At 42.3% G+C, this 24,298-nt stretch carries 24 protein-coding genes; 14 read left to right on the forward strand and 10 right to left on the reverse strand.

Annotated features, from left to right (window positions below):
- The first annotated feature begins 58 nt into the window (after nucleotides 1-58).
- The 11 genes from AAE02nite_RS09280 to AAE02nite_RS09330 all read left to right on the forward strand — a co-directional run bounded on the left by AAE02nite_RS09280 (nucleotide 59) and on the right by AAE02nite_RS09330 (nucleotide 10,540).
- Nucleotides 59-1,942, forward strand: coding sequence for a type VI secretion system Vgr family protein (locus AAE02nite_RS09280; RefSeq protein ID WP_146897442.1), 1,884 nt, complete (start codon nucleotides 59-61; stop codon nucleotides 1,940-1,942).
- A gap of 88 nt (nucleotides 1,943-2,030) precedes the next feature.
- Nucleotides 2,031-2,570, forward strand: a complete 540-nt coding sequence (locus AAE02nite_RS09285; protein ID WP_146897443.1) for a hypothetical protein — start codon at nucleotides 2,031-2,033, stop codon at nucleotides 2,568-2,570.
- Nucleotides 2,571-2,618: 48 nt separating this feature from the next.
- Nucleotides 2,619-3,059, forward strand: coding sequence for a GPW/gp25 family protein (locus AAE02nite_RS09290; protein WP_146897444.1), 441 nt, complete (start codon nucleotides 2,619-2,621; stop codon nucleotides 3,057-3,059).
- Between the two features lie 11 nt (nucleotides 3,060-3,070).
- Nucleotides 3,071-4,948: a type VI secretion system baseplate subunit TssF gene (locus AAE02nite_RS09295; protein WP_146897445.1), complete on the forward strand. Its 1,878-nt coding sequence runs from the start codon at nucleotides 3,071-3,073 to the stop codon at nucleotides 4,946-4,948.
- On the forward strand, nucleotides 4,935-5,840 hold the full coding sequence (locus tag AAE02nite_RS09300) for a type VI secretion system baseplate subunit TssG (RefSeq protein WP_170252559.1): 906 nt from the start codon (nucleotides 4,935-4,937) through the stop codon (nucleotides 5,838-5,840). The genes AAE02nite_RS09295 and AAE02nite_RS09300 overlap by 14 nt, the downstream gene beginning before the upstream one ends.
- A gap of 21 nt (nucleotides 5,841-5,861) precedes the next feature.
- Complete coding sequence (locus AAE02nite_RS09305) at nucleotides 5,862-7,352, forward strand: FHA domain-containing protein (protein WP_146897447.1); 1,491 nt, start codon at nucleotides 5,862-5,864, stop codon at nucleotides 7,350-7,352.
- A gap of 91 nt (nucleotides 7,353-7,443) precedes the next feature.
- A complete protein-coding gene (locus AAE02nite_RS09310) occupies nucleotides 7,444-7,866 on the forward strand; it encodes a hypothetical protein (protein ID WP_146897448.1) in 423 nt (140 codons plus the stop codon).
- 174 nt (nucleotides 7,867-8,040) lie between these two features.
- Nucleotides 8,041-8,913: a DUF805 domain-containing protein gene (locus tag AAE02nite_RS26250; protein ID WP_170252560.1), complete on the forward strand. Its 873-nt coding sequence runs from the start codon at nucleotides 8,041-8,043 to the stop codon at nucleotides 8,911-8,913.
- A gap of 196 nt (nucleotides 8,914-9,109) precedes the next feature.
- A complete protein-coding gene (locus AAE02nite_RS26925) occupies nucleotides 9,110-9,535 on the forward strand; it encodes a PAAR domain-containing protein (protein ID WP_371863462.1) in 426 nt (141 codons plus the stop codon).
- A gap of 16 nt (nucleotides 9,536-9,551) precedes the next feature.
- Entirely contained in the window at nucleotides 9,552-9,890 is a 339-nt protein-coding gene (locus AAE02nite_RS09325; RefSeq protein WP_146897450.1) for a hypothetical protein, read from the forward strand.
- 2 nt (nucleotides 9,891-9,892) lie between these two features.
- The gene (locus AAE02nite_RS09330; RefSeq protein ID WP_146897451.1) at nucleotides 9,893-10,540 is read left to right on the forward strand and encodes a hypothetical protein; all 648 of its coding nucleotides are present in this window, start codon (nucleotides 9,893-9,895) and stop codon (nucleotides 10,538-10,540) included.
- 83 nt (nucleotides 10,541-10,623) lie between these two features.
- On the opposite strand, the gene AAE02nite_RS09335 is transcribed toward AAE02nite_RS09330, so the two are convergent.
- Entirely contained in the window at nucleotides 10,624-11,829 is a 1,206-nt protein-coding gene (locus tag AAE02nite_RS09335) for an IS256 family transposase (protein ID WP_146897452.1), read from the reverse strand.
- Nucleotides 11,830-12,005: 176 nt separating this feature from the next.
- Between AAE02nite_RS09335 and AAE02nite_RS09340 the strand changes: the two genes are divergently transcribed.
- The 3 genes from AAE02nite_RS09340 (at nucleotide 12,006) to AAE02nite_RS26255 (ending at nucleotide 13,865) form a co-directional block, all read left to right on the forward strand.
- On the forward strand, nucleotides 12,006-12,545 hold the full coding sequence (locus AAE02nite_RS09340; protein ID WP_146897453.1) for a DUF4123 domain-containing protein: 540 nt from the start codon (nucleotides 12,006-12,008) through the stop codon (nucleotides 12,543-12,545).
- Between the two features lie 157 nt (nucleotides 12,546-12,702).
- Nucleotides 12,703-13,263 carry a hypothetical protein gene (locus tag AAE02nite_RS09345; protein ID WP_146897454.1) on the forward strand — a complete coding sequence of 187 codons (561 nt, stop codon included), beginning with the start codon at nucleotides 12,703-12,705 and terminating at the stop codon, nucleotides 13,261-13,263.
- A gap of 383 nt (nucleotides 13,264-13,646) precedes the next feature.
- Nucleotides 13,647-13,865 (forward strand): hypothetical protein, encoded by a 219-nt coding sequence (locus tag AAE02nite_RS26255; RefSeq protein ID WP_170252561.1) that lies wholly within the window; start codon nucleotides 13,647-13,649, stop codon nucleotides 13,863-13,865.
- A gap of 372 nt (nucleotides 13,866-14,237) precedes the next feature.
- Here AAE02nite_RS26255 and AAE02nite_RS09350 read toward each other — a convergent pair whose 3' ends face one another.
- The 9 genes from AAE02nite_RS09350 to AAE02nite_RS09385 form a co-directional block, all read right to left on the reverse strand.
- Complete coding sequence (locus AAE02nite_RS09350; RefSeq protein ID WP_146897455.1) at nucleotides 14,238-15,647, reverse strand: FHA domain-containing serine/threonine-protein kinase; 1,410 nt, start codon at nucleotides 15,645-15,647, stop codon at nucleotides 14,238-14,240.
- Nucleotides 15,647-16,282 (reverse strand): FHA domain-containing protein, encoded by a 636-nt coding sequence (locus AAE02nite_RS09355; protein WP_146897456.1) that lies wholly within the window; start codon nucleotides 16,280-16,282, stop codon nucleotides 15,647-15,649. Before AAE02nite_RS09355 ends, AAE02nite_RS09350 begins: the two co-directional genes overlap by 1 nt.
- A gap of 49 nt (nucleotides 16,283-16,331) precedes the next feature.
- On the reverse strand, nucleotides 16,332-17,696 hold the full coding sequence (locus tag AAE02nite_RS09360) for a PP2C family protein-serine/threonine phosphatase (RefSeq protein WP_146897457.1): 1,365 nt from the start codon (nucleotides 17,694-17,696) through the stop codon (nucleotides 16,332-16,334).
- Nucleotides 17,697-17,802: 106 nt separating this feature from the next.
- Nucleotides 17,803-19,323, reverse strand: a complete 1,521-nt coding sequence (locus AAE02nite_RS09365) for an FHA domain-containing protein (RefSeq protein WP_146897458.1) — start codon at nucleotides 19,321-19,323, stop codon at nucleotides 17,803-17,805.
- A 1,380-nt stretch (nucleotides 19,324-20,703) separates the two neighbouring features.
- A complete protein-coding gene (locus AAE02nite_RS26260) occupies nucleotides 20,704-20,859 on the reverse strand; it encodes a hypothetical protein (protein ID WP_170252562.1) in 156 nt (51 codons plus the stop codon).
- A 63-nt stretch (nucleotides 20,860-20,922) separates the two neighbouring features.
- Nucleotides 20,923-21,918: a DUF3871 family protein gene (locus tag AAE02nite_RS09370; protein ID WP_146897459.1), complete on the reverse strand. Its 996-nt coding sequence runs from the start codon at nucleotides 21,916-21,918 to the stop codon at nucleotides 20,923-20,925.
- Nucleotides 21,896-22,807 carry an AAA family ATPase gene (locus AAE02nite_RS09375; RefSeq protein ID WP_146897460.1) on the reverse strand — a complete coding sequence of 304 codons (912 nt, stop codon included), beginning with the start codon at nucleotides 22,805-22,807 and terminating at the stop codon, nucleotides 21,896-21,898. The genes AAE02nite_RS09370 and AAE02nite_RS09375 overlap by 23 nt, the downstream gene beginning before the upstream one ends.
- Before the next feature lie 280 nt (nucleotides 22,808-23,087).
- Nucleotides 23,088-23,351, reverse strand: coding sequence for a hypothetical protein (locus tag AAE02nite_RS09380; RefSeq protein ID WP_146897461.1), 264 nt, complete (start codon nucleotides 23,349-23,351; stop codon nucleotides 23,088-23,090).
- Nucleotides 23,352-24,040: 689 nt separating this feature from the next.
- Complete coding sequence (locus AAE02nite_RS09385) at nucleotides 24,041-24,268, reverse strand: helix-turn-helix domain-containing protein (protein WP_146897462.1); 228 nt, start codon at nucleotides 24,266-24,268, stop codon at nucleotides 24,041-24,043.
- Between the last annotated feature and the right edge of the window lie 30 nt (nucleotides 24,269-24,298).

Raw genomic sequence — 24,298 nt, forward strand, 5'->3', positions numbered from 1 at the left:
ATGCTTAATTAGCTGGCCTTAGGAAGGCAATTTTCTTTAAAACTAAAAAGATTTAATCTTGGCACAGCACGTAGACGTTCATATTAGCATCGAAGGAGAGCAGCTACTGCCTTTTTCCAGTATTTCCATTACCCAAGATATTCATCAGCACCATACTTTTAAGATAGTACTACCTATGGATGCTTTTGAAAAAAGCAGCCGGGAGTACCTTCAAAAATCAAAAAATTATATTGGCAAAACTATCAACATTCGGTTTAGCCCCAAGTTCTTTGATAAAAAGTACGATGATAACCAATATATAGGTTTAGTTACCAATATTGGGATTAATCGATCCGAAAACGGGGAACGGCAGGTTATAATCCGGGGGAACAGCCCCACCGTGCTGATGGATGGAAACGGGCAGTACAGATCATATAACCAAAAATCATTACAGGATATTGCTAATGCTGCTTTGGAGAAAGTGCCCCGGTCTCTCGAAACCCAGGTAAGTCCGGTGTATAAGAGTGCCATACCTTATGTGGTGCAGTTTAACGAGAGTAACTGGGCTTTTATGCAGCGCATGGCGGCCCAATACGGAGAATGGTGTTTTTACGACGGCACCAAACTAGTTTTTGGTAAATTACCAAAAGGACAAGTTATTGATCTGCCGTTCGGAGAGGACCTTTTTAATTTTGAATTTAACCTTCGGTTAGCGCCGGTTAATAGTAAAGCCATTGCTTATAACTACCTCGAGAGCGAAGTATACGAAAGTACAACGGCAGCGGCTTCGGTAGATGACCTGGATGAATTCGGCGGTTTTGTCTTAGATCAGTCCGCTAAAACCTATTCCCAGGAACCGACTTTTGCTGCCCCGGAAGTAGTTGTCCAGCAACAGGAACTCGATGAAATTTTGACTATCCAAAAAAATGCTGCTGCCCACAACATGGTAGTGGCAACCGGTAACAGCGATAATCCCCACCTGAACGTAGGTACCGTAGTGAATATTACCGGGGAGGCTGTAAACGAGCAGGATTATGGCCAGTTTATAATAACTTCAATTATACACCAAATTACAGGCACTTACTCCTACAGCAATGATTTTACCGCTATACCGGCTGAGAACCAGTCGCCGCCGCCACCTGTGGTCACAAAACCCAAAAGCGAAATACAGCCGGCGTTAGTTATTGATAACATAGACCCGGAAGGTTTAGGCCGGGTTAAAGTTCAGTTTTACTGGCAGAAAGCACCCGAATCAACGCCCTGGATCCGGGTAGTCACCAACATGGCCGGTAACGGCACAAGTGCCGTGCATGGTTTTTATTTCATACCCGAAATTGACGATGAGGTAATGGTGGGGTTTGAAGATAATAACCCCGATAAGCCCTTTGTAATGGGCAGCGTGTACCACAAAAAAGTAGCTCCCACAGACTGGAAAGACAGTAAAAATAACTATAAAGTACTACGGACCCGCAACGGCAACGAGATCTACTTTTCTGATAAAGACGGCAAAGAAGAAATTAAAATATTAAATAAAGCTACCGGCGACCCTACTAATTTTATTTCCCTTTCTATGGAAGGCCAGGGCAAAATTACCATCCAAACCAAAGGTGATTTGGTTATGAAAGCCAAATCTATTGAAATGACCGCAGAGGAAGGCATTAAGATAAAATCGGGGAAAGCCACCGATATGAAGGCTCAGGAACTGAGTGTTAAAGCTGACCAGGGTATAAAAGTAAATTCTGGCCAGGCCACCGAAATAAAAGCCATGGATATGAAAGTAAATGCCGATAATGCCATAAACCTGAAAGGGCAGCAAATGAGCCTGGAAAGTACAACTACCAAATTAAAAGCGTCTGCCCAGCTAAGCATAGAAGGCGCCCAGGCATCGGTAAAATCCCAAATGTTACAAATTGATGGAGGCGCACAGGCATCGGTAAAGGCCGGCATAATAAGGTTAAATTAACCTTACTGATTTTTTGAAGATGGTGCTCGTTGCCAGGTAGCGGAAAAATGTAAAGAATAGAAGGGAGCTAAAAACAAATTTAATGCAAATGGAAAGAGTAGATCAATTAACGCCAAGTGATATAAATTCTTTCAGAACCACCATAGCCACTACCACGCTAAAGCCGGGAATGATACTTTGGCGGTTCGCTTCCAGCCTGCACGCGAGCAAATTTGGCGCTTACTGGATAGATGCCAAAACCATGGCCGAAATAATGAGAACCTTTAGTACGCTAAACAACTATGATCTTAATCTTAAAAAACACATAATCCGGGATAGCTTGGCTGTACTTTCAAATTGGGGTACCCATTGCGAGTACAGGGTTAAGATAGAATTAAAAAAAGAAGTTGTGGCGCACATTGGTACCATTGGCACCCAACAGAATTTTATAAAAGCTAATCTCAACGACAAAATAGCGGCCGATGCAGCAGTAAAGAAATTAGTTGGCGGAAAAAGTGACAATGTACAAAAAATGATTGAGCAACGGTTAGGTGGGTATACCCAGTATGTAATTCCCCGGTTTAGGGATAGGAACCTGAATCAAACCGATAATGAATACGCCAGGCTCCTGCATTTCTCTCATATATAACCTCCTTGGAAGGTTCCTATAACATTTAGTATTACTTTATTTCTAGCTATGGTTCACAACTACTATACCCTGCCCCTCAATTTTGAAAAAATCACCCGGAAAGAACGGCAGCCAAGGTGCCTTCTGGCGGATTCGCTACGGCAGCATATAAATCTTATTATCCGCACCCACTTTAAAGAAAGCCGCTACGACGATGAATATGGCTGTATGATATGGGAAAAAGACTTTGAAACTATCCGGAGCGTAGATAAATGGAAAGGCGAACTCCTGGACTCTTTTCTGCAATCCCTTAAAAAATACGAGGTCAGATTATCTAATCTTCAGGTTGAAGTAAATCTAGACGATTTGAAAGTAATCGACCCAAAAACAAGAAAGATTACTGAATTCAAAAGAAGAATTAACGTGCAGATAGAAGGAACAATTAAGCAAACGAATGAATCTTTCCAACATAACGAATTCATCTTTTTCAGTCCTCTTTCACTTACCTAATTACGGCCGGCATGAATTTAAATTTACAAGCATCTTCTAATACCATCCAACCCGACAGCTTTACTAAGGAGCAGGTAAAACGCAGGCTCCGGGGCCAAGCGGTTGCCTTGTGGGGTTTGCAGGAAGCAGATGCAGATAGCCTGGATCCCGTAATAGATTTAATCATGAGTGCCTGTGCCGTAGAGTTCGAACGGACAGCTCATCATGTTTACGCATCTCAGGCCCGCATCCTAGAGCGATTAGCTGAATTAATGGTACCGGAAGTTACCACCAGTGCCCGCCCGGCCCATGCTATTATGCAGGCCAGTACTGAGCTACCGGTAACAACTATCAAAAAGGATAATTTATTTTCTGCGGATAAAGAAATTCTGCAGGGAAGTAAAACAGTAGTAGTACCCATAACTTTTTCACCTGCCACCGATTTTCCTGTTTTTGATGCAACTGTGGTTTGCCAGGCTACCCGCAATAAGGTAACTTTTTATGAAACCCCTTTAACTAAAGGAGAGAGCATTTACGCTGCTAACGAAGAAGCCTCTTACAACTCTTCTTTATGGCTAGGCTTAAAGCTTAATAAAAAAATAACCAGCCTGAATGGTTTGTCTTTCTTTTTCGACTGGAAAAACAATCCGGATAAAGCAAAGTATCTGCCGCTGCTGGTCTTAACTAATTGGAAAGCCGCCGAAAACACGGTCCTGAAAATACATGGGGGTTATCCGTTAAAAGATGACCCGGAAAACAGGCAAATGGTAGAAACCGATTTAATGAAACCATTTGAGACCCATGTGCTGCAAATTTACCAAAACCAGTTTATCAGTATACAAGAAGAAACTGGCCCTTTAGCCTTCAGCCAATACCCAGCCGCTTTCAAAAACATTTTTACCGAGGAACAATTAAAAAAGCTAAAGGATGAGTTGCTCTGGATAGAAGTGCGTTTCCCGGAAGGCGTAAACTTACCGGCTATTAATGATGTTTATTGCGCAGTAAACTGTTTTCCGGTAATGAACCGGAAACTGCATACCGGCAATCGTCCTTTTTCTCTTACCCCTAATCTTAATATTATCCCGCTGGTGATTGACGAACATTTCATGTCGGCTAACCGGGTATTTACGCCTTACCGCGATTACCAAGCGGTGGCGGCAGATAAATTGCGCGAAATGGAAGACGGCACCTATTCTGTGAAGCAAAGCGGAGTAAGCCGGTTTGACCAGCGCGATGCAGAAGCACTATTGCACTATTTATACGAACTAATGCGCGACGAAAGTGCCGTATTTAAAGCTTTTGGTAATTACGCCCTGAACACCGAAATAAGGGGGCTGGACCAAAGTCTGGCCAGGCTTAAAATGCATTTCTTAAATAAGCCGGTAAGCCAGGCTGCTAAATGCCACTTGTTTCTGAATACCAAAACTGCCGAAGATGTCTGGATTGAATTCTGGACCTCCCACGGCGAAACCGCTAACCTGCTGCCACCGGGCACCAGGTTAAAGCCCCTGTCGCCTACCAATGCCAGGCGCACCTCGCTAATGCTGATATCGGCTACTACCGGCGGCCGGGAACCCTTAAATGAAGCCGAGAAAGTACATGCTTACCGGTTTGCCCTACTTACCCGCAGCCGGATTGCGACTGAAGAAGATTTAAAAGCCGCCTGTTTTGCCGAATTAGGAGATAAAATTAAATCTGTAGATATAAAAAAAGGTTTCCGGAAGGAGCTTGCTTCCCGGAGTGGTTTTATTAAAACCCTCGATATAATGCTTACGCCGGCTGATAATTTCCTGGATATGGACTGGAATTCGGCCTGTAACGAGCTGCAATCTTATATTGAAAGAAATAAGCTTTTTTTAACCGATATTCAGGTTTACCTAAGTAATAAAAATGCTTATGCAACCAGTTGATGACGATTTAAGGGCAGAGGTACTGGTTGCCTCCTGGATAGAGAACGAAAGCATTACGCCCGACGATATAATTATAAAACCAACCGGTACTTTCCGAAGGGCTGTCAGCAAAGATGTGCTAACGATACAGGAACCGGATACTGCCGGGGAGAAGAAAACTATCTTACAGATTTCCCGCGAAGGCCTGTACGATATGCTGCCGGAGGGCATGTTTCACCAGCCTTTATCGAAAACCCAGAAAAGCACCGAGGAAGCTATTGAAGAAACGGAACGTTACCGGCAGGAAGAAAAAGCAGCCCGCCAGTTCTTTTTACCCCTGGAGCAGGAGTTTTACCGCCAGCGCATCTGGCTGGACAGTACCGAACTGAAATATTGGTTAAACAGTGCCCAGCCGGAAAACATTAAAATGCTCATGCGCTTCTGGAAATTAAATCCGCGGCACTTTAATCAAAGGCAAAGTTTGACTATGCTGGCCATATTGCCGCACCTGCACCAGATTGTCGGCGATTTACACCTTACCGCGCAAGGCCTGGGAGTAGTGCTGGGAGAAAAGGTACAGATTAGTACCCGCTACAATAAAATTCAGGTTATAGAAGACGGCTTGCTCTCCAGTCTTGGAAGCATGGTACTGGGGGTAGATTCGGTAATCGGCACCAGTTGGTTCGACGATGAACCTATGTTACAGGTTTCGGTTGGACCGGTAAAAAGAAATAAGGTAAGTTCTTTTTTACCCGAAGGAAAAAACACTAAATTATTAGCAGTCTTGTACGGGTTCTTTTTCCAGGCAGAAGTAGAGGTTGAAACTAATGTGGAGGTTCAGGCAGAAGAATCCGGATTTATGCTGGCCGAATTTGATTTATCTTCCCGCTTAGGGTATTCCACCGTTATTTAAATTATTAATTAAACACAAAATATGCTTCCACACTTAAAACACTTTCCGGTTAATTGGATAGATGGGATGAAAATCTCGAAGGCTCACTTTTTACAACAGGAGAATGCTTTGAGCGACCAGATACGGGATGTTGCCGGAATGCAAATGAATGCCTATAGCTATGGCTTGCTGCCCCAAAGCAGCTCTACTAAACAGCCTTTAGATATACAGCTTAATTTTGATCATTCGGGTTATGTAAAAGTAAAAGTAATAGAGTGCCGGGCTGTTACGCCAGGAGGAGTCCGGATTGAAATTACGCACCAGACCCAGCCGGTAGAGGCCAGCCTTCAAATACAGGAAATGCGGGCCCAGGCTTACGAACTCATCCTGGTGGCCGATCCGTTTACCCGGGTGCCCATGGGGCAACCCGACCCGGAAGAAACTCCCAAAAGGCCGCCTCATACTATTACCAATTACCGGTTAGAAATACTCCCCTACCCCCAGACTTACCACCCGGAGTTTAGCGTTTTTCAGTTGAGTATAGGCCGGCTGCGGGTAGAAGGCGAACTTGTAAAATTATCGGAGCACTACATACCGCCCTGCATGCAGGTTTCCAGTTATCCGCGCATGCTGGCCATCTATAACCGTTTGCTGCAGCAGCTAAACAATGCCGAGATTGCCGCCACCGAGGTAATCCAGAAAATGTTGTCTAAACCCAACCCTACCAACGTAGATAACGGCATTCTGGCGGTGGCCCAGCAAACCATGATTTTCCTGGCCAACGGCATGGATACGTTCCGGCTTATTTACCACCAGCAGCCGCCCCTGCTCATGGTAGAATATTTTGTCCGGTGGGCCCGGGTAATTAGCCTTACCCTAAACACTTTGCTGCGGAAAGACCGGGAAGATTTGCTTAATTATTTACACGCCTGGTTTGAACTGGCGCCGCGCGAATTCGAAAACTTACTCAGAGGTTTGCTGACCCTGGAGTACGCCCACAACGAATCGCAGGAAGCCCTAAGCAAAGTAGAGTACTTTGCCGATAAAATGGTGCAGCTTTTGCAAAAGTTAGGCGAAATGCAGCATTCCGGCAATTTTGCCGAGAAACCCAAAGTATTTGGCTGGCTGGTAGTGCATACCGCGGGTCGGCCAAAACAATCTTATGCTATTCCGGAGAAAAACCTCGTACTGGGCCGCGAGGAATTTGGGCAGTTAACCTGCGACATACCCCTGACCGGTGATTTAAGTATTAGCAGAAGGCATGCCCGGCTTAACGTTCTAGACTTAGGTAATAACCTTGATTTTAGCATTACCGACCTAAACAGTGCCAATGGTATTTACATACACGATACCCAAACTAGGTTAAAAGCAAACCAGACATTTAGCCTCGTAGATGGCGATACTTTTCAGGTAGGCAAAACCAACCTGGTACTGTGCCGGTTCGGCGAGACCAATAGCGAAGCTGAAGCTATACAGCGCGTAACCAGCATGAAAATGTACCCGGTGGTGGACCTGATACCGCAATTAATTTAAAATAACTAGGTAGAAGCTAAAAAGCTAAATATTATTCCAGAACAGCATCATGATTCTTATGAAAAAGGTGCCGCAAAACTTTACAAGAGAAATGATGAAGATCGGTATCCTGAATTACCAGGAACAAGAAACCTTGTGGCAGATAGCGAAGCAATGTGCAAAAACCAATGGAGTAGCCATAGCCCTGCCAACAACCATTGCGGGAGCCAGCAGGGGCAGCGTTTCTGTGCGCGGAGTTGGCGCTGTACCGGGCCAGGTGGCCGAAACGCTGGCTTATTTGGTAAGCGGTAGCGTTCTGGGGCTAACCCCGAATGCTTTATTCAGAGCTCAATTGCGGCTTTTAGTTAATGGCTACAATTCAGCTCAAGCAGCCGCAGCCGGTGAGAAATTTAACTTACCTAATCTAGCAGTAAAAGCGGCACCATTACCAGTTGCTCCCAAAAAGAATTACCTGGAAATGGCTTTTTTTTACTTAAAAGAAAAAGCCCTAAAACTCTTTTCACCAGGAGGATAATAAAACAAGCTATATTTTCCTTTCGGGAAGCGGGGTAGTGGTTTAGAATACCATAAAAATTAAAATTAAAGCTATGGGAAAGATTTTTTCCCATCTGGAAACGGATATCAAATAAAAGTTATAAACCAGACAGCACAGATTAGCCTCAGTGACAAGATTAAAACATAAGAAAATATGAAGTACTTTCTAAAAGCCTTACAGAACTACGCAACATTTAGCGGCCGTGCCAGGCGAAGCGAATATTGGTTTTTCGTGCTGTTTAATATTCTTTTTTCTACCATAGCTATTATGCTAGATGCTGGCATCTATGTAGCCATGGGAGGAAGTACCATTATTCCTGTATTTTCTGGGTTATATTTTTTATCCATGATTATTCCGGGGTTAGCCGTTACCGTCCGGCGGCTCCACGATACTGGAAAAAGTGGTTGGTTTTACTTTATTTCGCTCATTCCTCTTATTGGTGCCATCTGGTTATTTGTGCTAATGGTAACCGATAGTGATTTTGGTGAAAACCAATATGGCCTTAACCCTAAAGAAAATACTCAAGCCGGCTTTAATGCCGGGGTAGTTCCTAAAAACGCTGAAAGGGAAAATTGGGGTTATAATACTCCTAACCCGGTACCAGCTCCGGTAAAGCAGGAGCGGTTATACGGCTGGGTAGTGCAGCTATCCGGGATTGATAAACCTTTTGCCTTTCCCATAAAACAAGCCCTTACTTTAATTGGCCGGGAGGCTGGTGCCATAGGAGGCACCAACGGCATTATTAAAATTGAAAACGACGGCTTGGTAAGCCGCAAACACGCCGCTATTAGAGTAGAACCCAAACCAAGCCACATTGATTTTGTGTTGGAAGACCTGGAAAGCGCCAACGGAACTTTTGTAATGAATACTAAAACCAAAGTACAACCCGGGCAACCCTTTTTTCTATCGGATGGGGACCAGATTAAAACCGGAAATACGCTTTTAATTTTTAAAACCGCTGTTGCGGCACCCACTGAACGGGATGCTATTTATTCTGCTCGGAAAGCCGTTTTAGATCAGGTTTAATATTTAAAAGTACCACCTCGAAACTTACCCAGTAGATGGAAATAGTTGGGAGATAAAAATAAAGATTATGAGCAAACCAGCAGCTAGAATTGGCGATATGCACATGTGCCCAATGGTAACCCCTGGGGTACCACCGGTGCCCCATGTTGGCGGACCCATTACTGGACCCGGTTGCCCAACCGTGCTGATTGGCAATATGCCAGCGGCAGTGATGGGCGATATGTGTACTTGTGTAGGACCGCCAGATACTATTGTATTGGGATCTACTGGTGTGTTTTTCGGAGGCAAACCTGCTGCTCGAATGGGCGACCAGTGTGTGCATGGTGGGGCCATTACGATTGGTTTTCCTACTGTACTTATTGGAGAAACCTCTGCAGGTAGTGCAGGCGGTGGTGGCGCTACTAGTAGCCCAAATAATTCTGTTGCAAAAAATAGTGCTCAGAATAGTAAATCTCCAGCTTCACCCCAAAAGTCAGGTGGATTGGCAGCAATGCCTGTTGATGTTTTAAAAAATGTAGTAAAAGATGCACCTAACGAAGTTGCAGTTACAATAGCACAAGTGGCAAGTTTAAAACAAGCTGCAATTGATGGAACAATTGGTTGTGCAATATGCAAGTTATAAAAACTATCCCATGCTTATGATCTTAAATAGAAGCTTCCTTAAAACAGCAGAAACATATAGATTTAATACTTTAAACAAGGCTTTTTCAGAAAAGCTTAAAAGAATTTTCCCAAAGCATCTCCATAACTTTACTAACGATGATATTTTAAATTACATAATTCATAAAAGAATAAAATGTAATGAACTGTCCATATTTTCTGAAAGAGGAATATTCGGATATTTAGCTTTAGGAATCCTTTTAGGTGAAGATTTCTTAAATAGTAATGTCTTTTTAGAAATTTTTGAAAATACAGATTTATGTGGTGACCAGATGTTGGAAGTATTTTTTTCAGAACTAACTACTTCTTGCGAATAGCTATGGTACCTGTAGTGATTGCTGGAATTGCTTTAACAGAAACAGCCGTAGTCGCTTTAAAGGCAGCTATACTTACTGCTTCTGCGCTAGTTGTGTCTAATGCTTTGCACGAGAAATTGAAAGAGGCAGAAAATGAAAGGAAGAATACTTCTGATGCTGTACCAAGTGCAAAGACGTCATGTCCTTACGACAAAAGAATAAAAGAGCTTGATAAAAAAATTACGGAAGGAGAGAATGAATTAGGAAAGGTTAAGAAACGAATTGATGAAGTAGATAAGAATCTTGAAGATCTTCGAAAAGAGAAAAAGATATTAGAGGAAAAAATAGAAGAAGAAGCCGCTGGTAATTTCTCAAATAATGAAAAAAATAGAGAATCATGGCGATACAGCAGGAAGGAACAAATTGAAAAAGAAAGAAATAACTTAATTGATGAGAAAGGAAAATTAAATAAAGAATTTAGGGATATTAAGGAAAAGAACACACAGACTTTAAGTGAAAAAAACCATATAGAGGCTGTTAAAATGAAAGAGCATGCTAGTACTCAAAGCCCGCCAAAATCTACAAGTACAAAGAACACGGATTCGGGTGATGTAAACAGAATGAGACAAATTGAACGTAATGCTGATGGTTCCATTAAAAATATCAAATGATTAAAATAAAGGATAATAAATAACCAAGCTTTTTATTAAAGGTAGTGTCTAAGGAAGTGTGTAAATGGGTTCGGGCTTGGTTCTTATAATTTACATCGGTCTGGGAATAAAGTTACAAATTGATTGAGGATAATACCCCAATTCTGTATCAGTTGGGTCCACTTCTTAGTTATTTCTCGCAAGGCCAGGAATACGGCCTTTTTCACTGAGTTATCGTCCGGGAAAGCTCCTTTACTTTTGGTGTACTTGCGGATTTTGCCATTTAGATTCTCAATTAAATTAGTCGTGTAAATGATTTTTCTGATTTCCAGTGGGAAGTCAAAAAAGACTGTCAGAACCTCCCAGTTCGTCCGCCAGGATTTGATAGCATAAGGGTACTTTGTGCCCCAGTTCTGATCCAACTGCTCCAGGGCCACAGCGGCCACTTCCCGATTAAGGGCATTGTAGATAGCCTTTAGGTCGGTGGTAAAGGCTTTCTTATCCTTGTAGACCACATACCGGCTAGAGTTTCTTATCTGGTGTACTACACAGATCTGGGTGGCTGCTTGGGGAAAAACGCTGCGGATCGCCCCCGCAAAGCCGGTAAGATTATCGCTACAACTGATGAGCAGGTCCTCTACTCCCCGGGCTTTCATATCCGTCAGTACGCTGATCCAGAAAGCGGCGCTTTCCGTTTCGGCCAGCCACAGCCCCAGCAACTCTTTTCTCCCTTTTGTATTTAATCCCACCGCCAGGTAAACCGTTTTGTTGATGACCTTGCCGTTATGGCGCACTTTAAAGACAATGCCATCCAGCCAGACAATGCAGTAAACCGTCTCTAAGGGTCTTTGCTGCCATTCCAGAATGTCTTCATTAATCTTATTCGTGATGTTGGAAATGGCCGATTCGGAGAGGTTAAACTCGTAAATTTCCCGTAACTGTTCTTCAATATCCCGCGTGCTCATCCCTTTGGCATACAAGGAAATTACCAGCTCTTCGATGCCTTCGGCCAGGCTGCTGCGCTTAGGCACCACTACCGGCTCAAAAGTGGAGGCTCGGTCTCGGGGTACTTTTATCCCTACTGCCCCATATTTACTTTTGAGTATCTTACTGGTCTTGCCATTACGGGAGTTACCCCCATTGCGGCCTTCGGAAGCATGTTTCTCATAGCCCAGATGTTGGTCCATCTCGGCTTCGAGCATTTTTTCGGTGCCGCGTACGTAGAGATCCTCCATAAAGGAGGCGAATTCTTTTGAGTTCTTGAACTGCTTCAGGAACTCTGCGTTGAGAAAGTCGTCTTTACTAATCATGCTAGTGTCCTTGGCTTAGTTTAAGTTAATAAAAAAGATCCGAACTTTTGGCCCGAACCTTCATTTACACACTTTTATGGACACTGTCTTATTAAATTTTATTCTTCATCTTTTTATCTTATAAGATTATTGTATTATCTTATAATGCTATTGTAATTTTATTGTCTAATTCTTCCATGGATTTCCCTATTCAATTTTCTTACACAATTCTGGACGCCGCCCGCATGCTGGAACGCATGGAAAAAGCAAAAGGACTAAACTCACAGTATGCTTCTTTATACCGAGGGCGGAGTAAGGAAGATCTAGGTGTTGTAGCGCCTTATCTCTTTATTTATCAGGAAGGCACTTCCTTTGCCAATTGGCTGGCAGAGGAAGGTTGGGGGGACTTCTGGGGTATTTATTTTTATTCTACCGCACCTTCCAGCGAATTGCACCTCCATTTCCGCAAGTTTTTGCTAGTGCAAACCGAAGAAGGAGAAGAACTTTACTTCCGGTTCTACGACCCACGGGTACTGCGAATATTTTTACCAACCTGCAATGAAGCACAGCTAAGAGAGTTTTTTGGTCCGGTAAGCTACTTTATGATGGAAGATGAAGACCCCACCCAAGCCATTATATTCTATCTAAAAGAGGGACAACTCGGCTCCTATACATTGCCCGTATCAAATGTAGAAACAATCACCAACAAAGACGAGGTTGCAGAAACTGAACAATAGTATTGCCTTACTTTTAACAGCTAAAAAGCAGGTGGCAATATCAGGCTTTTGAAAGTGGTACATTAATAAACTATTATCGGTTAAGTTTAAATCATTTTTCTTTTCACCTTTTCTTTTATTCAGAAGATATTTTCAATTTATAAAAAATTTAACGTTTATGAATTTAATGCACCAATATAATGCCATAGCCAGAAAGCAGCTTAACATTGCCGAGGGAATTAACCTTTTAAAACAAGTGCAAACGGATTTAAACCGGACCATGCTAACGGCCAATGCCTGGGGCTTCACTGCCGTTATAGCCAATGCCTCTTTAATTCCGCTTAACGTTATTATCAACGCTTTTGAAATTAAAAAAGCCAATTCTCTTTACCAGGCGCTGGTACGGCAGGTGTATGACACTTACAGCAAGAGCGGTACCCGCATAGACGGACACGCCAAAACAGCATTATCTATTCTGAAGAAAGTAGTGATAGAAGAGCTAAAGCACAAAGGCATGACTGATATGATTCCGGGGGTAAATATTATCGTGGGCCTCGCCGAAGATTCCCTGGCTTTTTATAAAGCAGCGGAGATGGTAGGTACCGGCAACCAGGAAATGAAAGCCATGGCCAGAAACCTGAACAACAAAATAGGGGCTTTAACCCGCGAGCTTACGCAACTGGGCATTAAAAGAGCGCAAATCCTGGAGCGCATGCAATACATTTCCCGCAATGCTTAGCCTATTAGATTACCGTATAGATTATTTTTTAGTAGCTATTTATCAGTTAAGACAGAAAACAACTATAATAAAGCCCCATATATGGAGCCAAGACCTAAAATACTGAATTTTCAGTATTGCGTTTGTATCAAATACTTTATAAACTACCAACTAATTGGGAAAGGTTAGCAGCGTATAATTTTTCTGAAAAGAACTGATAATTAGTCATACAACATGAGGATTCAAGGAAATCAAAAAAGCATTACGGTTAAAAAGGGATGACCACCCATATTATAAAATAGTGAAGACAGTCATCACTGAAAAAACGAACCTGACCGTACAGGAGGTTAAAACGGGGCAAACCCTGAAAAGCCTTAAGAGCAGGGTAAATAAAATAGAATAATATGCCTTGGGGAAAAGTAACTATAACATATCCACCTACAGGATATACTCAGAATTACAAGAGATTCAATGTTAATAATCATATTCAGTGCCAGAACATGGTTGCTGATGCAGTTGCAGATTCGTTAGGACGAATTAATATTGCCGGAGCCGTTGTTAATAGGATTAATATTGGTCAGCAAATCGAAATGAATCCAGGTACAAACTACCGTGTAATTTAAGAAAGTACAAACTGAAAACTCTTCTTTAGAAGCAGGTGGAGAACCTGCTTTTTTATTTGCATTCTTTATCGGACTTATCAGATTCTTTGGGCTTGTTTACCTTTACTGCTAATTAGCAGAGCAGATGAGAATGGAGAGCTTGTATTACGAGTACATGCATAAAAAAAATATTATCCAAAATTGTTAGACATTGGCTAAATCACCACCTCTGTTCCGAAATAATTAAACATTATTCTGTATTTACGTGGAAAGATGGTGTAGGCGCACGGAAGAGTGCGCAAGAGTTTTATTTTGGTCCTAAAAAGAGCAATTAAAATAGCTCATTCATCTATGCCAACCGAAGTAGGCACCAGGCACTAAGGCCTATGTCCCTTAACCTACTACTTTCAAAGTTGTATCACCTAAAGTTATAATATCGTTAAACTGTAGTTCCTTAATCATACTTTGCAAAGGAGCCGAATTCACAAATGTACCGTTGGTGGAGTTGTTTATCTGCAAGGGCAATTTTAAAATACCATTCACCATTTGCACCGGTTGGCCATCCATAATAAACCACCTTTTGGTTTCGGTGTGGTAGACTAAGGTGGCATGGAAGCGGGAGATATAATTAGAAAAATGCTCGGCTATACCAATACTGTTGGCAAAGGGCTCTTCCGGGTTAAACCACCCCAGGGTAAGCACCTGAAGATTATCTTTATGCCACCTAACATCACTTTTAAGATAATCATTTAACCAATTGGCAAACACATTATATTGTATTTGCCAGTCGGGCTGATTAAATTCCACCAGGTTATTCAGGTTATATAGCCTCCCAATTTCATCGCCGTTCATTACCCGCAAAACCATGGTATCGGATAAGCCCTCCTGGTTAGTTATAGAACCAGAATCATTTTTAGCTTTTAGCAACTCCAGGATTTCCTCGGCCTGCTGGTATCTATCCTCCGGGTTAAATTGCAGGCAACGTTCAATAATGGTGTTCCAGACTGGCTCCGGAGAATTATCAGTCAAAAGTTCTTTATTCCATTGACCTTTCCTTTTCTTTGCCTCATAGGCTTTAATATCGGCCTGAAAATCTTCGAAACTTCCGAAGGGGAACTCACCTTTGGTTATTGTTTCATACATTACCGCCCCAAAAGAATAAATATCATTGGTATTCCCCATTACTTTAAAGGCCCGGGCATAATCGAGTTGCTCAGGGGCTGAGTAAACCCCGGAAGCAAATACCTCTTTTACCTGACCTAAAATGTTACGCCGGGTCATGCGGCTCCGGATAGAAGCAGAAATCCCAAAATCGGCGAGTTTAGGATTTTCCACTGCATCAAACAGGACATTTTCCGGCTTTAAGTCCCGGTGAATAATACCCTCGCGGTGCATGTTCCGCAGGCCTTTCAGGATACCAGTTGCTAATTGCTTCAACGCTGGCGCATCCCACTGCTCCCCTATTCTTTTACGCAGGCTCCCGTTAGGGCAGTAGTCCATTACAATAAAAGGGTTACCCTGGTATACGTCGTAATCATAGGGTTTAACAATGTTCTCACCCGGAATCAGGCGGGCATATTCGTACTCCTGCCGGAATCTTTTGGCATATTCAATGCGTTCGTTAGGAGTAAACTTCCACATTTTGGTTAGTTTCAGCGCAAAGTCGCCGTCTTGGCCGTGTACCTGGTATACGTTGCCAAAGCCCCCCTGCCCTATTTCCTTTTCTACAATATACTCCTGGTTGGCAGAAGTAACTACCGACATAGGACTTAGCTCTACGGCCTGCGGTGAAACAACCTCCATTATTCTAATTCTATTCTGAATATTCTGTTACCAATAAGTATATGGGCACCTGTTTCTACCGCCACTTTGCCGGTAACCTGAATAAATGTAGCATTGTTAGTGCTCAAATCGGTTACATGCCAGGTATCTTTTTCTTTTATAAACTGCACATGTTGCGCCGAAGAAATACTTTGGTCGCTGGGATGCAGGTTAGCCCGATTCAACACCACATCTTCTCCTTCAAACTCCAGTACTTTATTGGTGGCCACATCTACTAAAGTTACTTTTGGGGTAGTTGTAACGGCACCATTTCCAAAGTAAATATTAGAAAATTTCATGGTGCCATTTTGAACAACCTTTTCACCGGTTGATTTACAATTTGGGCAAGGCGTTTCTTTGGATACGGCATTTTTTAGCGGGTAATGCCCACAATCCTCGCACTTAAACTTAGTTTCAGTATCTACATCCCAGGGGGTCTGTTGTGAAGCCACACCACGCATAGTAGGTATGCCTTCGGGCTGAGATGCCTGACGGTTGCCCTGTGTCTGACTTGCCGCCACAACAGGAGCAGCAACGGGAGCCTTCAGGTTTGTACCACACTTTTCACACACTTTGCTGCCATTGGCATTCGTAAATCCACATGTATAACATCTCATATATTTTAACTTATTTATTCGTTTACTATTAATTGTATTTATATTAATCTTATTGTGATTTGGTAGTGTCTTTCTTAGCCTCCGACGGAACAGGATTATTATTTTTCCCTGAAGTATCTGCAGTTAGTTTTTTATCCTTTTCTAATTTTTCAGGAGAAGACTTTTCAGTCGAATCTTTTTGATCAACTTTTGGAGGGGTAATTGGAGTAGATTTCTTTTCTGCGACAGAATCAATGCGACTCTTGTTTTCAATCTCCAGCTTATTGGGAGAAATTTTATCTTTAATATTTTTTTGTGGGGAAGTAACTGGTGGCTTTACGGTGGGTGCTACTACATCATTGTTTTCCTCTGGTTTAGCAGCAGTAGCTGTCTCAGCTACAGGCATAGTTAAACTATCCTGTTTTGCTTCTGCAGCAACTATAACAGGAGCATTCGAAAGTGGTTGTTTGGCAATTGGCTCATTAGACGACTTTTTTGGAATGTAACCAGCTACTACATAGCCAAGAACACATACAAGTAAAAAACTTAAAACTGCAATTACCCTGTTTTTACTCCGGATAAAGTTTCTTAATTCCTGGGTAGTAGTCCGGGCAGGTATAGCAACCTGTTTAGCAGTTGCTTCGTGTACATCAAAAAGGATAACGGTAATATTATCATGGCCACCTGCAGCATTAGCTTCTGCAATAAGTCTCTTACTGGCTTCAACAGTATCTTCTTCCTGGGTAAGAACGGCTTCTATCTCCTCATCATCCAGCATACTGTTAAGGCCATCACTACATAGTAAAAACCTGTCGCCTTCCTGCATATCTATTATTTTAGTTTCTGTTTTAGGGGGGGTAGTGGGGTCACCAAGGCTCTGCGTAATGATATTGCTTTCTGGGTGCAGACGTGCTTCTTTCGGAGTAATCTTACCTTGTTTCACCAGCTCCCAGACATAGGAATGATCATCGGTTAAAGGCTTTAGAGGAATTCCTTTTTTATGAATATACAAACGGCTATCACCACACCAGGCTATATATGCTTTATCCGGGATTGTCCAAAGTAAAACAATGGTTGTACCCATTCCGGCTGTTTCCAGGTTGTCTACCTGGTGTGCTACTATAGCTTCGTGGGCAGCCTGGATCACCTTCTTTAAGAAGCTAACCTTTTCCTTATCGGTACCAGGTACTTCTGTGAGCTGATTAAATTGCTCCTGTACCACTTTCTGAGCTATGTCAGAAGCAACTTCACCAGCATTAGCCCCTCCCATACCATCGGCTACCAGCATTACAGCACCTTGTTCTGATAATGTAATCTTTTCCTGCGGCTTAAATCCCCAATTTTTATTGGCAAGATCTTTACAGACGGCAAAGTTATCTTCGTTTTGACCATAACGCTGCCCGTTATCTGTAGTTGCAAAAATTTCAATTATCATAATAATGTTTTCAAGGGGTTTAACAGGAAAAAACAACTTACTATTAGGATTATAATGCCTGCATAAAGTAGGAGCGTATTTCTTCCAGCTGTTTCAGCATCAGTTGCTAATTTTTTAAATTTGCTAGTGGCGTAATTATATTAACCTCTGTGGGATCAGTTTCATCTGCCTTCTTGCCAGATACAATTGCCACAGCAAAAGGCTTGTTATCTTTTATATAAAATAATGGACCTCCTGTATTACCCACATCCAAGCCATTATCTTTTAATTGTATATAATTTCTTTTTTCATTGTTACTACTTGCAATAGTTACTTTATTAAAATAGGGATCCAATCCTGCTAGCTGCAAGGTTAATGAACTGCCATAGGCATATCCCAACGAAAACAGCTCTGTTCCCTCCTTTAAACTAGAGGTCAAAGTTTTGTCGTAGATTATGCCTTGCGTATTTTTTGTTTTAAGGTAAGCCCAGTCGTTTCCGGTTAAGGGATCAAATATCTTTATACTACCCTTAATTCCATTATAGGTGTATTGTTCATAATTATCTCTACTAGCATCAAACTTTAGGTCATGGTTAGTAAAATAGAGAATTACCTTTTCATCAGGGGACACGGCCTGAAAGAAATAAGTAACTTTACCGCCACTATTTGCTATAAAATTAAGTTCCGAAGATTCTGACGCATGAATATCTATACACTGACGGGCAGTTACAAATAGGCCATCATTCAGCAGAAAACCACTGCAAACAGTTTCATTCGGGCTGTCTTCATATAATATTTTACCGTTCCACTCTACCAAAATCTTTTTTAAGTACACAGCAAGCACATGCTGTCTCATACCAGTAACAATAAGTTCCGCTTGGGGTAAAACAGTTTTTGTTTCCGGAGTGGTGGCTGCTACTTCATGGACAGGATTTTTATTAAAAGAATTATTTTTGTTAGCGGTTTTTCTTACTTTTTCCTGTGCTGCAATGGCTTTTCCGAGTTCATCTTTTTTAGCCAATAATTCCGCTTCCAGGCTTTGATTTACCGCATTTAATTTAGCCAGTGATTCTGCGTGCTGTTGGTTTGAAGCTTCTATTTTATTAAGAGTATTTTTATTTTCCTCTCTCATTTTGTAAATAAAAAAGGCACCAGCAATTAAGCCAAGTAATACCAGTATACTTACAATTATTAAAGCTCTTTTATAAGGCCTTATTGCTTGCCTCATAACAAGGTTCATACGTTTTGTAAATGCCATTTTGGTAGTACCCATCTGCGCTTCATTGTACCGTAGTTTTGGCCCTTCTAAAGAAAGCTGAATTTCATCGCCACTGTTTAAAAAATATTGGTTTATAACGGGTCGGCCATTAACCAAAGTTTGGTTAGTCTTGGACAGGTTTTTTAAAATTGTTTCTTTTCCTCTCCTCTCCAGAGCTGCATGTTTACGGCTAACGGTTGGCATTTCATCCCCAAAACTTATTAAACAGTTTTCTCTTCCCAATTCTATATAAGGCACAATTACTGTTTCAAAGCTTCCTTTTGGATACTTTGGTGTTGGAGTCAAAAACTCTAAAGTGTAAGCAGGCACATTAGATCCTCCCATGACTTTAAAACTTGTAGCAAATGCCTGTGTTGCTCTGGAAGCCATTAGTTTATTGAATTATCTGATAAATAGGTGCTAATTTTATATCAGGAAGCCTTCGTATATTCTTTTCTACTGCTTATATAAATCAAGCAATTAATCAATGAAATAATGAAATATAAATCTACGGTGTTTAAATATTAAAAAACATACCTAGTAGTAGGTATTTTTACTTTAATGAAAAACTCGTTTTGCGTTTCGAAATAGCGTTTTCATTCCCCTCTTTCCATGTTTTTTCATAGGAAAGTAGTTCTTAAAGGATTAAAGTAAAGTAGGTAGAAACACCAAAATGGCTACTACTATTCCAATTTTCGAAAACGCTAAAAAGGTTAATAGTATAAATAAAAGCCATTAGGATTATTTTACAGGATTGTAAAGTGATCCTTATAATATAGGAGTTACGCAAAGCTATGGATGAACTCTCTTTTTACTTGGAGGAATAACCTTCTTTGCAGAACATATACATCTCCAATTATTTTGTCTTGGCCCATGTATGTTATTCGCGAAAATTCCCCAGCACTCAGAAGATTTGATTCTGGAAGGACTAAGTCTGACGGACGAAAAATTGTTGCGTGTGACACTGCTGCTTGATGGTACAGAAGCACGCTGCTAGTGCCATTGCTTCACCATTTTAAATTTCTCTCTTTAATCTGTCTGCACTTCACCTGCTCAGGCAGGTACATGGCATAGAATCTCACGCGTCGATCTGGGTTCACTGACTTGCAACACTTTCACAAAGTTAAAGCACTTCAGGTGAGTCAATAATTCTTGCTACGACATGCGCTTTATGTTTCCTGCCTGCTCATAACTGCTAGGCTTAGTAGAGACGATGCGGTTTGCTTCCAGGCCCCAACCTACTTCCTGGTTTAACAGCAACTTCAGGTTATCTACCGAATCTTACCAACTGTCAACACTCACCCAATTCGGGTACAGTCCCTACTGCCAGCACACTTGGACTATCTGTTGGGAATAATTAAGTTTACTCTTTCCTTTCTAATGGCGTTAATTCAGAAAGTTAACCGGAAAACCTAGTCCTGTAGGGGGCCGTGTAAAACAAAATAATCAGGTTTTTGCCTTTTATTACCTAATGGTGCCTGCCCAGCTAAAATAGCACCTCCAATCCTGTAGTGTCTAAGTTGGTGAAAGGTTTGTCCAGCATCGAATCATCTACCGAAAGAACACCTCCTGTTAAACACAGCCTTTAGTTTATTGCTTGGAATAGTTCTTCGCCCGTGAAGTGACTGCTCAAAGGAAGTGTTTTATCTCATCGTGAGATATTTCAAGTACTTCGCTGGACTTTACGCAGCTAACTTTGCGTGGTTCAATCAGCAGATAGGATATATTGGGCAGATTTCATGATGTTTATTCATATGTTGCTTCCTTTTACTAATAACTCTTCTTTTTTGCGTAACTTCTGCCATAGTGCTCTATCAGCGGTTGGTAACCTTTCTCGGCGTTGGTAATGGTCAGCACATTGGTTCCTTTTACTTGTGCTTTGTATTGCAGACGTATTTCTCTTACAGTTTTGTTCTTTTTGTTCATATGATTAATTTAAAAAGCCCACCCCGCTTAATTGCGGAGTGGGCTATGAGTAAAGTATAAAATTTAATTAAGAAACCAGCTGGTGCTTCCCCCATCCAGGGCATGGTGCACTTGGTTTACAAAGTCCAGCGCGTTCACCGACCTATCCAGGAACTGGTCAATGTAGGTGGACTTATTTGCTCCGGTGAACAGGTTGTATAAACGCCAAAGGTTAATATTACCATCCGCTTGCCGGCAGAAGCTGCTGTCTTTGTAGTAATCTTTGCAGACTGCATTCAACTGCTGGTCACCGTAGAGTAGGGCCGGAATTTGTTTCTTCTCCTCTGCTGGCAGGTAGTTGTACATCCGGCCACGGCCTAACAGATGCGCAAACTGCTGTTCGGTAATAGCGTACTCCGATAAGGTTTGCATCTGCCTGAGATGCTGGTGCTGGTCATAGTTATCTAACAGCCGGTAAATACCTGACCTTAATTGGTCTATATCTGTCACCTTTAAGTCAGCCAGGTACCCATCCGTTCTGACACAAAGATTGGTACACACCAGGTTCTGAAAGCCTATGAAAAGCTTGAAGTGCTCGGCCGCTCCTTTTTTGTTGTAGAGGTTGTCCTGGTTATACGCTTTCACTCCCCCTACCATTAAGGTTAAAGTATTACCATCGATGGTATCTAAGATAGTCGGAATCTCTAAACAGAACATCATGCGTTCATAATAGATGGTGCGTTCCCACTCCTGGAGCTGGTTGGCAGGTTTATCCTTGGCTTCCGGTATCCGGCCCTTAATTGGATGGCTTACCCGAATCTGGGGTGAGAGTATTTCTTCGCCCCGAAACAGCTCCGATACAATATCGTGGGTGGCTACAATAAAGTCGGCTTGGCTAATCAGCGGCTCGTTATCCTTGACAAACACCGGGATGATGTGGTCTTGTCGGATTTCCCGGTAACTCATGGGGGTAGTATTCGCTTCGATAAAAGCACGAGAGCTGGATTTCTGGTCCAGCTCTCTATTGATATACATGTGGGCAGATTGATTAATCCGGCTAATTGTTGGTAGCGTTTCCATTTTGATTTAAGGTTTGGTTTAAGAGTTGATTGGTGAGTAAGGAGGATTGAATAATAAACTGCTTTTGCTGCTGAAATAAATTGAGCAAGTTTTTCTTCTGCTCGTTGGTGCAGCGGTGATAAATTTGGGTAAGCTCGTTTAAGCTGGTACACTGGCTGACCTGCTGCTGGATGGCTTCATCTGCCAGGATGGTCAGGATGGGCTCTGGTGCATCCTCCGCTTCGGCTCTCTGGCACCAGGCTAATAGCTGCTTGCCGGTGTTGGCACTAAGTTGCTGTTCGGGTTTTCCCTGAAACAAACTGGTGCGGTCCTTGGAGGCTACTGCATGGTTCTTCATATCCAGGTCAAAGACTAAAGTAAACTCGTAATCCATGCCGTCCCGCTGAATGGTCTTGAGTCCTACTTTCTCCGGTACCATTTTACCATTCTTTTCGGCTAGTACATAGTCCTGTTTGGTACGGGCCGTGGCAATCACATGCGCAGCAGATTGTAAGATAGCCTGCACAAACCGGTTGTGCCGGGGCGTAACTTTACTCCAGTTGGTAAAGCTGTTACCAGTAAGATTAGCGTGGTAATCGAGTAAGTACTCCCACTCAAAAGAGATGGTATCCAGGATAATGACCTCCATGCCGGCACCTTCACAAACTTGTAAGGCTTCGATGTAGTGCTCGGGCGTGAAAGGCGCCGCTAAAGGCAACACCCAGTATGCTCCCAGGTGCGCGTATAAAGAAGCCGAGCGGTTTTCCGTATCAATGACAGCTATCCGGGTCCAGTCACCGCATAAGCCATAAGCCAGCAGCAAGGCACTGTAAGTTTTACCGGAACCAGATGGCCCCTGCAGACACAGGCGGATGCGGGCCTGCGTCCGTTTTGCTTTTTGTAGTTGCATAAACAAATAAGATTAAGTTGAGAAAGAAGGATAGTCCAGTACCCGTAGTTGGCACCGGATAAAAGATTAGGTAAAGGTTCGTAGACCTCTTTAGAACTAATCGCCTGTAGTAGGTAGACTTGGTTTAGGATAGCCCAGGAAAGGGCAAGCTTTGTATACCTATTATTAAGTAGGCTGTTGAAATAGAAGCAAGGCATTATCCTTAAATCAAGCCTGTAATCTCATATTGGATTGATGGGAAAAAGAGCTAAAGGTTTGCACCCCAGCAGGGTGCCGACCTTTAGAGCTGAACCATATCCCCGAAGCCTTGCCAGGTGGGAACCTTCAGGGAACGGGGCACGCCATCTTTGGTGTAGTTCACGCAGCGGGCATCCGGATGAATGGCATCCATGGTGCACTTGTACTGGGTGTAGATAATACCGCTGCCGGCATAGGCCAGCGAGCTCAGGTCTTTGGGCGACATCTTCTCGATGTCCGCTTTGGTCCAGGGTTCGGGAGCGGGGTACTTCTCCCCTTCCCGGATGCCTAAGGGGAGAATGCCCATTTTACTCTTCACTTCTTTGACCGCTTTGCGTTGTTCTTCGCTCAGGTTTACTTGAATTGCTTTTGCCATAACTTTTGTCTGGTTTAAGTTGAACATGATTTTAAAATCCAACTTGGATGGGGGGGTATGGCAAAGTTGGTTGGGCCTCTTGAAAAAATTTATATAAATTTTTTCCTAAGTTCCATGGTATGATGACTTAATGAAAAACCCCAATGAGCACTGAATTTTCCTGTTCATAGGGTTTAATTATATGCCCTTTCTGAGTTTCTCGGATTTCATCCAAAAAAACCCAACTGCGCCTTTCTATTTATATTCGAGAGCATCAGGGTACAGGCCGAAGCTCATTCTCCAGGATAAATTACAAAGAGGCCTAACAGTGCATTTCTATTTATCTTCATACCCATTAGGTTTCTGTTAGGACAGAGGAAGGTCAAAAATGGGGCTCTTCAAACTATCGCCGAGCAGACCGCGCCCACACCAACTTTTGGAACAACATGGCGTTGAACCTGGGAAATTTCATGGCCCATCCAGGTTACATAGCAAAAACTTAAACAAGTAAAAGACTTAAAATTTGGGTAGGTTATCTGCAAGAAACTAAAGAGGAAGTACTCCGAATGGTTGATTCATATAGTCTTCCTGTACTCCGTTAAGCTGACTGACTAGGTCATGGCCTTGGGAAAGAATTTACTCTATTGGTTTACAGGAAAATCAATCAAGTCTTTCAAAGGTATTTCTAAGGCTTCACTGATAGATAACAGCGCATCCAGGGTGACGGCGAACTTTGCATTTTCAGTTCTTAAGATGGTTGACTTAGAAAGGTTAGCTCTATCAGCTAATTCCTGCTGGCTAATTCCTTTTGCTTCTCTTATTCTTCTTAAATGCGTTCCAAAAGCCTTTATTCCGGATGGATTTTTCACCTTTTAAAGGTCATACTTTCAGAAAACAAA

The organism is Adhaeribacter aerolatus, assembly GCF_007991635.1.
In the GTDB taxonomy this organism is placed as follows: domain Bacteria; phylum Bacteroidota; class Bacteroidia; order Cytophagales; family Hymenobacteraceae; genus Adhaeribacter; species Adhaeribacter aerolatus.